The organism is Woronichinia naegeliana WA131, from assembly GCA_025370055.1.
GTDB lineage: Bacteria > Cyanobacteriota > Cyanobacteriia > Cyanobacteriales > Microcystaceae > Woronichinia > Woronichinia naegeliana.
In genome coordinates this window covers 7,245,764-7,258,703 of sequence record CP073041.1, presented here as the reverse complement: position 1 = coordinate 7,258,703, position 12,940 = coordinate 7,245,764, and the positions used below count along the sequence as shown (strand labels likewise).

The window sequence follows — 12,940 nt, the reverse complement described above, 5'->3', positions numbered from 1 at the left end:
GGCACAATAGCACTGTTATTTTAGGTTAAACGTTAGAATAGAAGACAAATCTAAAGTATTGACTATATCTGTTAGCGATTTTGTTAGCAGTTTGAATATGTTTTCCTTTCCTACCCTCTATCGCTGGACGCTGTTTTTTTTACTCCTCAATTCCTCTTCGGTAATGGCTGCAACCTTCAATCTGACGGGAGGTACGGTTCAAAATAGCTTAAAGATGGCTAATAACCAGGGAAATGAAATCGATTTACAAGCAATCAGCTTTGTTAAAAAGCAGAACAATAATTCCGGCTTGGCTCTCTCAAAAACAAATAACTTATCTTCTCGCAATGCCAACTCTGTCCTTTCCTTTCGCTCGATTATCGACAGTCTGGCCCAATTACAGTTTCAGCCCTACGATCCGAACGCACCTGTTAATATTTCCCTTTTACCCCAAACCACCTATCAAGATCTCTACCAGGGTGTATATAGTTTTTCTCCCCAAACTTCCGCGATCGCACCGACCGTTATAGATGCCTTAATTATTCCTGGCAACCAAACGAATCCCCTACTCATTACCCCCTCCGCTATTCTCGAATTTCCCCGTCCCGTTACGCCGACTGCCCTCGTTACGCCGACAGTCCTGGCTCCTGCCGTTATCACCTCAGCCATTTCTCCACCCACTCCCACCCCTTTCACACCAGTCGTTACAGTACCTCTGCTTGTCGCTTCCCTGGGCAGAACTCAATCCGCTCCTTTACTAAACGCTCTACCAAGCCTCCCCTATCGTTTAACCCCAGGGCGATCGCTCAGTATGCCGACGGAGTCCAATCTCCCCCAAGCATTGCAAACCCATCTAATGGATGATCTTGCTAATTTAGAGCGTATTCTTGGTTCCCAAGTAAAGGTCGATTTCCAATTAGAACCTAGACAAATGCAATTGTTACCTTCCACCATTCCTCTGTTAACCAATCAGCCATCTATTTCCCTTCATAACCGTTATCCCCTGCCCCTTTCCTCACTCTCCCCTAATCTGGCCCCTGCCCAACCCGTTATTCAAAGACAACTCTCTGAACAACAGCTATTACAAAATACTCTTCAACAGCAGTCGCAGTTTCAGGAACAACGCCTACAGCAAGAACGGCAATTGCTATCGGAACAGTTAGGGAAACAAAATCAACAAATCATGCAAAAGCAGCTAGAAGAACAGCGAAATCAACAAAAAAGACTCCAACAGCAACTTCAAGATCAGCAAAAACAAGCCGAGAATGCCAAGAAAGAATTGGAGAAAAGCCTACGCCGTGAGCAACAGCTTCGCCTTAATTAGAGCAAAATTTCACAGAACCGTTATCCAGGCAATAACACTCAGTGTTAAGATACCTCAAGAATTGCTACCTTCGGAGGGGCGTTAAGACCTATCAATCCCGTTATGCTAAATTTGTCCCTTCGTACCTTTGCTATGGGGAGCCTGGCAATTTTGCCATTAAGCCTAGCCTTTTCAAGTTTCCAGGCGGCTCACTCCCAAGAAAGTTCCGCCCCTCAGACGATTAACTGGTTAATCTCCCAAAAATCTCAAACCCCCCCTGATGCTCCTGGCATGGGTGAAGGCACAGATGATCTAGATGATCTCCGTCCCCTCAATCAATCTGATAGTCTGCTGAGTCCCAGTGGCGGTCAAAAGTTAATGAATGAAGCGATCCAAGCCGTTAATGGGGAAAAATATGATGTGGCAATGGATAAATTGCAGCAGGCTCGCAAAATTTTTAACCAACTTTCCAATTTTCATTTACAACTAGCCAATAGTTTTTCGGGGATTGATCAAAAAGTTTTTGAAGAACAACGTTCAGAAGCTCTCAAAACAGGTCAGATGCGAGACGAAGCCACCTACCGTTTGGCCCTGGTTCACCGAGCTAAAAATCAACCGGAATTGGCCGTTCCCTTACTTATTCAAATTATTCGTTCCCAAAACCCCACTACCGATCTAGGGAAAAAGTCCTATCAACAGCTTTTAGAATTAGGCTTTGTTGCCACGCCCTTTGCACCATCCAATCCAGGTAGCACTCCAGTTCCCAATCCTAGCAGCAATCCACCACCGGCGAAATAACGGTCAAGACGAGAAACACTACTTTATAATCTTCAAAAAATCCCCTTTTTAACGCTATGGTTATGCTTACTCAAGTCAAAGATACGATTAAATCCCAACTACCGGATGCAGAAGTCATCGTTCGAGACCTGACCGGCGGTGGCGATCATTTGGAGGCAGTTGTTGTGTCTGCGGAGTTTTTGGGCAAAAGCCGAGTTAAACAACACCAAATGGTTTACGATGCCCTCAAAACTGAAATGGCCACTGAAGCGATCCACGCCCTAGCCCTCAAAACCTTTACGCCAGAAGCTTGGGCTAAAGTTGGTCAAACTCTCTAGGGTTTAAAATAAGTTAAGCTTTTTGACTATCCGTTATCTCGTTTTTTTCTCGTTACCTTGGAGCCAATTTTTACCCCTATGATGTCACCAACCCTTACAAATGAAGTAAAAGAGCGTATTGACAAACTTATTGCCGCTAATAAAATTCTTGTTTTTATGAAGGGTAACAAGTTGATGCCCCAATGCGGTTTCTCTAACAATGTTGTCCAAATTTTAAATGCCTTGGGGGTTCCCTATGAGACCGTCAATGTTCTAGATGATCCAGGGATTCGTCAAGGAATCAAGGAATACTCTAATTGGCCAACTATCCCTCAAGTCTATCTAAATGGAGAATTTCTGGGCGGTTCGGATATTTTGATTGAACTCTATCAGAGTGGAGAATTGCAAGAGATGGTCGAGATTGCCCTCGCTTCCTAGGTTCAGCGCAAAAAAGGTAGGATCGTCCTTTGTATCCTACCCCTTATTTCAGCATGAAAAAGCATTAGGCTCTAAAAAACAGAACGGATCAACGGTAATCATAATCTCTTTCTACCTCAAAGACAGGCAAGCTAAAGTTTGAGGGATCTCTTAAAAAAGCATAGGCATCATCTTCGAGACGATGGATAAGATAGGGTTCTATATGGTTACTTTGGCGCATACAGGCGATGTAGCCTTCCGTATAAAGACGAATTTCTTCCATCCGACGGCCTCGGTGCCAGAGATCCACCATCCCATCGGTTAGTTTTTGGTAGTAGCGAATTGTCAGGGGGTCTTGTAACATAGTTGGCATTAGAGGACTATATTTTCATTTTATCGTCAAGACTTGACAATGTTAAGGGTGGAGAGATTCTATCAATATTTCTTGGAAATAGCCTAAAAATCTTTAGTTTTTCTACGGATTTGCTGACTCCTCATCGTAGCAGATGTTACAATCCCTTGACATTAAGTTTGTTAATTTAAGCCTGGCGAGTTATGTAGGAATGAAATCAAGGTGAATCCAGTTTATCTTTCGATTGTTGAGGGGAATCCTCACCTGCGATCGCTGTTGAGTTGGCATTTGCAGCAGGCAGGTTATTTAGTCCAACAATGTGCCAATTTGCAGCAGGCTAGACAGGCGTTCATGCAACGGCAACCGACCTTAGCGGTCATAGACTCTGATTTACCAGACGGAGATGGCATCGAATTGTGCCGTTGGTTATTTCAGCAGCGACAGTCTATGATCCTCGTCCTCTCTGCCCGTAATGGAGAGAAGGATATCGTGCAGGGTTTAAAGGCTGGAGCCGATGATTATTTGACCAAGCCCTTTGGAATGCAGGAATTCATGGCCAGGGTAGAATGTTTAATCCGCCGCATTCGGACTTCCGTTGCTCCACTCTTGTTAGATTATGGTGATCTGAAAATTGATTTAGTGCAAAGACGAGTTCAGTATCAGGGAGATTTTATTGATCTGACTCCCCAGGAATTTAGTTTACTCTACGTTCTAACCCAAGCAGAAGGAACTGCCTTAAGTCGCTCGGAATTATTGCGTCGGGCCTGGCCAGAGGCGATCGACAACCCCCGTACCATTGACACCCATGTCCTTTCCTTAAGAAAGAAGATCGAAACGGATCCCCGTCAACCAAGCTTAATTCAAACAGTACGAAATGTGGGCTATCGTTTTAATCAAGAGGTTTTAACGGAGAACAGTCAATCGGTATCCAAACTGGAATCTATTCAAGCAACGGTTTCCCGTAATGGACATCAGTTGTCTAGTGTTAAATAGCTGAATCACCAATTAACAGCCCAACCCCAAGGAAGAAGAGAGGATCATCCCCATCTTCCTTTAATGATATTGGTATTGGAAATTTAAGCGTAATTGATGGGCTAGAATTCTCTCACTCTAGGCTTGCCGTCAATAATCTCGCCCACTAAAACTACGTCTGTCACTCCCACAAAAAGACCATTTTCTAAAACCCCTGGAATATTGTTAATGGTTTTTTCCAATTCAGCTGGATTGTCGATCGCCGCAAATTTGACATCAATCACCAAATTGCCCTGATCCGTGACTACGGGGCCAGCCTTTTTCACCCCCATCCGTAGAGTCGGTTGACCGCCTAATTTCTCTAAGGCTCGCATAACAGGCGTTCTGGCCATGGGAATCACTTCTACTGGTAACAGAAAAGTCGAACCCAACTTATCAACTAATTTGCCACTATCGACGACAACAATAAAGGAATTGGCTAGAGCATCGACAATTTTCTCACGGGTATGGGCTGCCCCGCCCCCTTTAATGAGATTCTTTTGGGGATCCACCTCATCGGCACCATCGATCGCAATATCAATATGGTCAATTGCATCTAAAGTGGTCAGAGGAATACCATACTCACGGGCCAATACCTCTGCCTGAAAAGAAGTCGGAACACCTACCACATTGGTCAATTCCCCTTTTTTAAGGCGATCGCCAATATACTCTAGGGCAAAAGCCGTCGTCGATCCCGTTCCCAAACCCACAATCGAATTGGACTGCACCCGATTGGCAGCTGCTTTCCCCACTTCCTGCTTCATTAACAGTACGGGATCAATCTTTTCAGTCATTTCTCAAATCCTCTTCAAAAATTTAATGTTATTTAAGGACAGGGTAAAACAGAGTCGTAAAAGCTAATTTTAGGCAACAGCCTTACCAGTAGATTGACAAAGGAGCCCAGACCAAGAATTCATTTTCTTGGCCTAAATTACTTACATCATCACACAGGAGGTTATGTCACTCTAAACTGAACACCTTTAATTATTGGCGGCAGCCAACATCTCTTTAAGCTGTGCTAGTTTATCTGCCCAACGGGGATCGGGTTGAACCCCCTCAGAAGAACTAGAGGAACTAGAAAGACTATTGGATTGATTGCGATTACGCTTTTTACTCGCTTTTTTAACACTAGTAGGTTTACTGGCCACAGCCGTTGTGTTTACCTCCGTTTCACTGACAATGGCTTCATCGTCACCATCTCCTTCACCTTCCCCATTTTCCTTGCCCTTAGCACGGGGAAGAGCTTTTTCAATCTTTAAGGGACTATCCATAAAAGACTGACCGTTATACTTCTCGATAAATTCATCCGCAGCTTCATCCGTGGAAACTGTTACAAAGGCAAAACCTCGACATTTGCCTGTTTTTCGATCTTTAATGACCTTGGTAGAAACAACAGCATTAGCTTCAGCAAAAACTTCCTGCAAAGCTTGACGCTCAATAGGTTCTTTGGGTAAATTACCGACGTAAAGACGAACGGACATAATCTAGATGCCTCCAGAGATATTTGATGTAAATGAAAATTTGATTAGGACTTGTATTCAAGTTTGTCCCCCCAACAGCAAAAATAGAGCAACGGGATAAATTTCGCCTAGACGCTTTCCCTCGTTGCCCCAAAAATGACGATTCTTAACCATATCGGCACTTGCCGTCAAAATAGAACTCCGTAAATACAATGCACTGGGGGTAAGAGTTAGGATCGGTCAGACGGGCATTCTCATCCTCGTCCCCACCAACTCGTTTCTTTAGGTTGTCTTATTAGATTATTACAGATTGGCTATCCCCTGGGTCAAATAATTGATAGAAATCTCTATAGACGGACAACCCCATTAAAAAATCTTAAGTGTGAATACGGGTAGCAGTCACAAACAGAGCACTCTAGGATAGCAATAACCCTTTCCATAATAGCCAGAAACCTTGGAAACTGAACATTAGCCCTTATTTCTGGACTGGGTTTCTGGCCTTGCAAGGAAGGGAATAATTGCTGCACCATTGTTCCATACTAACAGTTCACTTCTGCACTATCTGGCATTACGGACTCATTTCTTGACGTGAGCAGTTCGCTAATTTCTCTTGAAATCCATTAACATCAAGCTTTTTGTTCATTTTGAGCATATTTTTCAAAAAAGCCTTGCTAAAAAGGATGCCATGTGCTTTTACGGTTTTACCTTAGCTATCTCTAAAGGCACAGAATAATGGAACAAGTCACGACGCAGTCAAGTCATCTCAACCACAGACTAGACATCCTGTCAAATATTTGTTACATTAAGTTTACAAACCAAGTCGGGAGGATTGACCGATGGAATCTACCTCATTAGATCTCACAATGGAGCAGCAATTCGAGTTCAGACGGATGCGGGATGCTGCCCAAGGGATGAGCCGAGAGCAAGCTTTGGATCTTCTTCTACAGGCTTCTCGCCTCTTAATGATCAAGACAAATGTTTTAAGGGATTTGATTCACCAAACCCCTATTGAGCCGTTAACTTAAGGAATTATTCAGGAGTTACCCCGATGATGAATCTACAGGTTTTTGAATTATCGATGGAGCAACAGTTTCAACTGCAATGTTTACAGCAGGAATACCAAGGTTTGGAACGAGAAGATGTCATTGATCATTTGCTGGATACCATGCAGCAGTTGATGGCCAGGGACAACTCGATCCGAGATTTAATGAAAAAGGCTCCTCTTTAAGATGAAAGTAGTGTGGGAAAAACATCTCCATCTCTTGTCAAGCTTCTTGCTTTTTGGCCAGAAGAGAAGAGAGGCTAGGGGTGCGGGGGTTTAGCCCTATTTCTTTCATCTAGTAGTCGTTGCGATTTTGTAAATTGAGAAATTGAGTAAATTCAGGTTTAAACAGTAGTTTGATAACTCCTGTGGGGCCATTTCGGTGTTTGGTTATAAGCAGTTCGGCAATACCGCGATCCGGCGAATCAGGATTGTAATATTCATCTCGGTAGATCATCATGATTAGATCGGCATCTTGTTCAATGGAGTTGTGGACAATAATGTCATTAGCAACAAAATTATGAAGATTTGGAACAGTAAGATCAAAAACTTCTTCTACATGATTTTCTGTAATTGAAATAATGGAATCCCAATAAATATCGCTGTGGGCTAAATTTGTTAATTGTTCAGATTTAACAACCTTCGCCAATCGGTCTGCTCTGTTACGACTCACGTTCTGTTGATAAAGAGTTGTTCCACAATGAGAAATTCCTAATTGACCTTGCATTGCACGAATTGTTAAGTTAGCATCTTTCATCGCTGGCACAACATATAACTTCCAAATTTGCTTAGGAATAACATCTCGATTTGTATTGGCAATATGCTTATCAAGATAGGACTCAATTTCCTTAATACTTGCCCGTTTATAGCTATTAATTGCTCCAATTTTATTAACAAAAAGTCGAAGATCAGATTGTCCCGTAATCGTCACATGGTAGTTATCCAGACCTTTACCCTTTTGAGAAATTTTAGATAGACAACTATTAATTCCAATTCTTAAAAGTAAAGATTGAACATCTTGAGCGAGCTTTTCACTACTGCTCGCATAATAAGCAACAGGTCTTAGTGATTTCCCTTTTACTAATTTAATACAACCGTCGGTACTCCATAGATGCCGAAGAAAAACTGCGATCGCTGACTGGGGTTGTTCAAAAACTTGTTTAGGGACAATTTTTTCATAAGATCGTAAACCGAAGATTTCGAGATTTTCTAGCCATTTTGTAATAGGATTTTTAACATTATGAGTAAGCTGATAACTGGCTGATAAATAAACTTGATACCATTGACGCTCTTGTTTAATATGAGGATTAATTTGATCACCAAAAATATTTTTGGCTAATCCAACAACTATTTCAGCCAACTCAATATCATTAGTTGTATATTGAATTGAATGACGAGGAAGTGTACAACCATCGCCAATTAAATGACCCAGTAATGCTAATTCGCCATCACTCATTGATTGCGGTGAGAAATTTTCTAAAATACGAGGTAAAGCAATATAGTCACCAATATTAAGTTGCTCTAATCGTTTCCACCCCTCAATCGTTAAAAACTGGTGATTAGCCGTTGCTTTAATAGTTCTACCTAAGCGAGTTTTTAATGTAAATATAGCTTTTTTACCTGTACAAAATACATGACTAACTAAAGCCGGTTCTAATTTCATTGTCTTTTCATTAACTGCCCAAATCTTAAAATTAGACTGGTTAACTAGATCTTTAATTGCTACTCTTTGTCCGCTATCGGCTAAGGTAATTAAACTATCTCCACTAATACAACCTGACTCCCGCAAATCTGACATCATCGGTCGCTTATTGGTACGTGATTCTACGGCGCGACTTAACTGTGATAAAGCAATAACTGGGGCGTTAATTTCCCTGGCGAGTCCCTTCAAAGAACGGGTAATTTTAGAGATTTCTTGAACACGATTATCGCTGGCTCCCTCCATTAATTGTAAATAGTCAATTAAGACTAATCCTAATTTGCCTTTTTGCTCACTTTGTAAACGTCTTACCTGCGATCGCATTTGCATGACGGTGATATTGGCGGTGTCATCAATAAAAATAGGTAAGCTAGACAAATTTCCTAGCGCAATGGTCAAAGGTTCCAACTCGTTTTGACTAAAATGACCTGTCCGTAAACGATTGCTATCAATTTCTGCTTCGGCTGCCAGTAAACGAATTGCTAACTGCTCCTTAGACATTTCTAAACTAAAAATAGCAACGGGTAAATTATGTTTTCTGGCAATATTTGAGGCAATATTTAAACCGAAAGCTGTATTGTGAACACAAATATCATTAGCGATAAAATTATGAGTTTCAGGAATCGTTAAATCATAAACTTGTTTTAAGCCAACGGATTCAATCGAGACAATTTCATCCCAATAAATATCACTATTTGCCAATTGTTGAAGAGGGAGATCCTCCAAAGCAGTTGAGAATTGTAATAAACGCTGTCTTGTAAAAGCTCGTTTCCCCACATGAAGATTACTCGTACCAACGATGTCAGCACGTCTTCCTAAAGAAGACCAAGATTCATTGCCTTTAGCGATTTCTAACTGTTGCCAAACTTCTATGGGAATAAGATCACAATTTGTCTGGTAATTTTTAGTAGCTAATACAGATTGAATAGCAATTAGTTGCTCTTCTTTACCAAAAATACCGATTTCTTCAATAAAATTTTTAATTGAATAGGCATCCGTAATATCTAATTGCCAAGCGTTGCGGCGTGTGTCTTTATATTTGATTGACCGTTTCTTTAATCTGGCAATAATTCCAAAGCGTAAAAGAAGATGTTGAATTTGCCGAGTTAATTTTTCACTAACGCTTCCATAACCTAACTGAATTTGTTGACTTTTAAGAATACTAGCCCAACCATCTGTTGCGAATAATCGATTCAGAAAAAGGGCTAATAAAGAGCGTTCTAATTGAAAAACAATATCAGGAATGGTTTTTGTGTGAGCAGTTTTTCCATCCAATCCTAGCTTTTGCAACCAGTTTTTGACACTACTAACACCATTTTTCATGATTCCTTCAATTTCACACGGGAGTAAGATACTCGGAGCAATATCTAACGCTTGACAAAATAAATTAAAGCTATCTTTTTCAGGAAAACAATAGCCTTTTTTCCAATTGTAAATACTACCAACACTAACTCCTATTTTACGGGCTAACTCATCAATATCTATGGATTTTGACTGAATTATATTATTAAGATTTTTTGCAAAAATATTTCTTTGTTCTCCAATAAAATCTAGATCTTTGGAAACCCGAAGCGTTGGAGTTCGCGTATTATTAGATGTGTCAATGCGAACTTTAATCCCTGTAAATTCTGTAACTGATTGTTCAAAATCTTGCTGAACTCTAGGATTAATATTGGTAAAACGAGGACAACTTCCTGTGACATCTCCATCACCTATTAAATAGGCTAATACTTTGATTTGTGCAGGACTTAAGATTTCTTTCCCAAAACAAGGTAATTGACGGGGAACAGCAATCTTATTACCAACTTTTAAAGCAGAAAGAGCCTGCCAACCTGCGATCGTTAAATAAGGATGAGTTAATGTCGTTTCCAAGGAACGTCCTAATCTTGTGGTCACACGAAAAACAGGTTTTAATCCGTCATCAATAAAGGCTGAAGGTTTTGTCCAAGACAGTTTCCAATCTTGTTGAAGCGTTAAAATGTCTGCCTTTTGTTGCTCATAAATTTGAGCAATGGTACAAACACGACCATCGGCTAAGACAATTTCTGAATTAGCTTCACAACATTTCCCCATTGAGGGACGACCAGCTAGAATTATCAGGTCAGAACGCTGCAATCCTCCCGTAATCGCGTCTAGATCATAAAAATCGGTTTCCACGCCAGGCGTAGAAATTTTTTGATGCAGTTTTTCCAATTCTGAGAAAGTCTGAATCAGGGTTTCCGACAGGGCAATTAACCCTTCCTGAGCGCGTTTTTGCGTTAGACGAAAAATCTTCTTTTCTGCTTCATCTAAAACCACATCTAAATCGAGAGCCGTGTCATAGCCTAGATCAATAATTTCGTGACCTGCGGCAATCAGTTGGCGACGGAGATATTTATCCATTACCAAGGCCGCATAACGGTCAATATTTACCGCCGAGACTGTGCGATCTACCAACTGAGCTAATTTTCCTAAACCTCCCACCTGTTCCAACTGATGATGATCTTGCAACCAATTCGTCACCGTCATTAAATCGGTTGGTTGGGCCTGGGCATGGAGATGGAGAGCCGCTTCATAGATATCTCGATGGGCCTTAACGTAAAACGCTTCTGCCAATAACAGATCTACTACTCGCCCGATCGCCTCTGGATCCAGCAAAATGCCACCCAGAATAGACTCTTCCGCTTCAATATTTTGGGGAGGGAGGGAATGACTAGCAACCATTAATTAACAGAATAGGGAGAAAGAGGACTAAAAATGACGACCAGGGAACTGAACATTCTCCCTAGCCTATCAGGCTTTTTCTGTCCCTGACAGATTTTTTCCCGTCCCCGAAATTTCAGTGGCTTGACAACTCGAAGTCGTTATGACTATGATTAGGCTATAATTTAAAACGTTGTATTATTCCTCTCACCCTCTTTAGGAGCCATCACCATGCTACCGAACCATGAAGGCCAAAAAGTCCCCTCTGTCACCTTCCACCTACGTCGTAACAATGAATGGGCTGACGTGACCACCGACGAACTATTTGCAGGCAAAACTGTTGTGGTTTTCTCTCTGCCTGGAGCCTTTACCCCCACCTGTTCCTCCGCCCATGTTCCTGGCTACAACAATCTTGCCAGTGTTTTTAAAGCCGATGGGGTGGATGAAATTCTCTGCGTTTCCGTTAACGATACCTTTGTCATGAACGAATGGGCCAAGGATCAAAAGGCTGATAGTTTGACTTTTATCGCCGACGGCAATGGAGAATTTACCGAAGGAATGGGAATGCTAGTTGATAAATCCGATCTGGGTTTTGGCAAGCGTTCCTGGCGGTATTCCATGCTGGTGAAGGATGGCACCATTGAAAAAATGTTCATTGAACCAGAGGTGCCAGGGGATCCCTTTGAAGTATCGGATGCGGAAACGATGCTGAAATATATTAATCCCGAAGCGAAGGAACCTCTCCTCATTACTCTCTTTACCAAAGTGGGTTGTCCCTACTGTGCCAGAGCCAAAGCTGCCCTCAAAGAGAAAGGATTAGAGTATGAAGAAATTGTCCTTAGTGATACAATCACCGTTAAATCTCTCAAGGCTGTGACCGGTGCGACCACCGTTCCCCAGGTTTATATTGATGGCAAACAGATTGGTGATTCTGGAGCGTTACTGGCTTATCTCAAGGCCTAGACCCATTTACGATAGATAGATAGCATTAATTGCTGGAGAAAAATTTTATGACTGCGACTCAAGTGAAAACCGTCAGTAAGCTTTATCCGACTCGTATCGATCTACCTGTTGATGTGCGAACCCAGGTGATTGATACCCTCAGTTTAACCCTGGCCACGACCCTGGATCTGCAAACCCAAATCAAACAGGCCCATTGGACGGTTAAGGGGTTAGATTTTTATCAGTTGCATCAATTGTTTGATGAATTGGCAACGGAAATTGAAGAATATGTTGATCTGGTGGCTGAACGGATTACAGCTTTAGGCGGTACTCCCTTGGGAACGGCTCGCATTGCGGCGGCGAATTCTATTTTGCCTGAATATCCTCTTGATGTTGTTCAAGGAATTGATCACGTTACAGCCTTGGCCGATCGCTTTGGTAGTTATGCTGCCCATGTTCGAGCGGCGATCGCCAGTACGGGAGATTTAGGGGATGCGGATACATCAGATCTCTACACGGAAATTTCCCGCACCATTGACAAGCGACTCTGGTTCCTAGAAGCCCATCTAGTTAAGTAGCTGGTTTCAATTAAATTGAACTATAGATTTTGTGCCTGATCCCCCCAGCCTCCCTTGATAAGGCTACTGTGTACACACATCTTGAAAAAAGACACGCTTTTAAATTTGATCCCCCTAAATCCCCCTTAAAAAGGGGGACTTCAAACCTTTAATTTGTCTTCCCCCTTTCAAAGTTGTTTGTTGCGCGAATCTCCTAACCCAAAAAACTCAAAGCCATACAAAGCAAGCTTTTCATCTTCTCCCCCCTTTTTAAGGGGGGTTGGGGGGGATGAGACTCAGCAAAAGTTTCAGAGACTTCTGCGTAATGGATAGCTTTCAAAGGGGGGATTCTGCAACTTGTGTGTACAGAGTAGCTTGATCAGGGGGGACGTAGAACGGGGG

13 protein-coding genes and 1 pseudogene are annotated in these 12,940 nt (G+C 42.0%); 10 read left to right on the top strand and 4 right to left on the bottom strand.

Annotated features, from left to right (window positions below; genetic code table 11):
- The first annotated feature begins 58 nt into the window (after positions 1-58).
- The 4 genes from KA717_36855 (at position 59) to grxD (ending at position 2,814) form a co-directional block, all read left to right on the top strand.
- Positions 59-1,303 carry a hypothetical protein gene (locus tag KA717_36855; GenBank protein ID UXE60941.1) on the top strand — a complete coding sequence of 415 codons (1,245 nt, stop codon included), beginning with the start codon at positions 59-61 and terminating at the stop codon, positions 1,301-1,303.
- A gap of 132 nt (positions 1,304-1,435) precedes the next feature.
- Positions 1,436-2,080 (top strand): hypothetical protein, encoded by a 645-nt coding sequence (locus KA717_36850; protein ID UXE60940.1) that lies wholly within the window; start codon positions 1,436-1,438, stop codon positions 2,078-2,080.
- 56 nt (positions 2,081-2,136) lie between these two features.
- On the top strand, positions 2,137-2,397 hold the full coding sequence (locus KA717_36845) for a BolA/IbaG family iron-sulfur metabolism protein (protein ID UXE60939.1): 261 nt from the start codon (positions 2,137-2,139) through the stop codon (positions 2,395-2,397).
- Between the two features lie 81 nt (positions 2,398-2,478).
- Complete coding sequence (gene grxD, locus KA717_36840; protein ID UXE64899.1) at positions 2,479-2,814, top strand: Grx4 family monothiol glutaredoxin; 336 nt, start codon at positions 2,479-2,481, stop codon at positions 2,812-2,814.
- An 88-nt stretch (positions 2,815-2,902) separates the two neighbouring features.
- Here grxD and KA717_36835 read toward each other — a convergent pair whose 3' ends face one another.
- Positions 2,903-3,166: a hypothetical protein gene (locus KA717_36835; GenBank protein UXE60938.1), complete on the bottom strand. Its 264-nt coding sequence runs from the start codon at positions 3,164-3,166 to the stop codon at positions 2,903-2,905.
- A 201-nt stretch (positions 3,167-3,367) separates the two neighbouring features.
- On the opposite strand from KA717_36835, the gene KA717_36830 reads away from it, so the two are divergent.
- On the top strand, positions 3,368-4,138 hold the full coding sequence (locus KA717_36830) for a response regulator transcription factor (protein ID UXE60937.1): 771 nt from the start codon (positions 3,368-3,370) through the stop codon (positions 4,136-4,138).
- A 101-nt stretch (positions 4,139-4,239) separates the two neighbouring features.
- Here the strand turns inward: KA717_36830 and rpiA are convergent, their stop codons facing one another.
- Positions 4,240-4,950 carry a ribose-5-phosphate isomerase RpiA gene (gene rpiA / locus KA717_36825; GenBank protein ID UXE60936.1) on the bottom strand — a complete coding sequence of 237 codons (711 nt, stop codon included), beginning with the start codon at positions 4,948-4,950 and terminating at the stop codon, positions 4,240-4,242.
- A 186-nt stretch (positions 4,951-5,136) separates the two neighbouring features.
- A complete protein-coding gene (locus KA717_36820) occupies positions 5,137-5,637 on the bottom strand; it encodes an RNA-binding protein (GenBank protein UXE60935.1) in 501 nt (166 codons plus the stop codon).
- Between the two features lie 815 nt (positions 5,638-6,452).
- Here KA717_36820 and KA717_36815 point away from each other — a divergent pair.
- Together KA717_36815 and KA717_36810 are read left to right on the top strand one after the other, a co-directional pair.
- Positions 6,453-6,641 carry an NblA/ycf18 family protein gene (locus KA717_36815; protein UXE60934.1) on the top strand — a complete coding sequence of 63 codons (189 nt, stop codon included), beginning with the start codon at positions 6,453-6,455 and terminating at the stop codon, positions 6,639-6,641.
- A 23-nt stretch (positions 6,642-6,664) separates the two neighbouring features.
- Positions 6,665-6,844, top strand: a complete 180-nt coding sequence (locus KA717_36810) for an NblA/ycf18 family protein (GenBank protein ID UXE60933.1) — start codon at positions 6,665-6,667, stop codon at positions 6,842-6,844.
- A 109-nt stretch (positions 6,845-6,953) separates the two neighbouring features.
- Here KA717_36810 and KA717_36805 read toward each other — a convergent pair whose 3' ends face one another.
- Positions 6,954-11,060, bottom strand: coding sequence for a replicative DNA helicase (locus KA717_36805; GenBank protein ID UXE60932.1), 4,107 nt, complete (start codon positions 11,058-11,060; stop codon positions 6,954-6,956).
- A 276-nt stretch (positions 11,061-11,336) separates the two neighbouring features.
- Here KA717_36805 and KA717_36800 point away from each other — a divergent pair.
- The 3 genes and pseudogenes from KA717_36800 (at position 11,337) to dps (ending at position 12,559) form a co-directional block, all read left to right on the top strand.
- Positions 11,337-11,759 (top strand): annotated as a pseudogene (locus tag KA717_36800) (peroxiredoxin).
- Positions 11,745-12,002 (top strand): glutathione S-transferase N-terminal domain-containing protein, encoded by a 258-nt coding sequence (locus tag KA717_36795; GenBank protein ID UXE64898.1) that lies wholly within the window; start codon positions 11,745-11,747, stop codon positions 12,000-12,002. The pseudogene KA717_36800 and the gene KA717_36795 overlap by 15 nt, the downstream one beginning before the upstream one ends.
- A 47-nt stretch (positions 12,003-12,049) precedes the next feature.
- Positions 12,050-12,559, top strand: coding sequence for a DNA starvation/stationary phase protection protein Dps (dps, locus tag KA717_36790; protein ID UXE60931.1), 510 nt, complete (start codon positions 12,050-12,052; stop codon positions 12,557-12,559).
- Positions 12,560-12,940 lie beyond the last annotated feature (381 nt).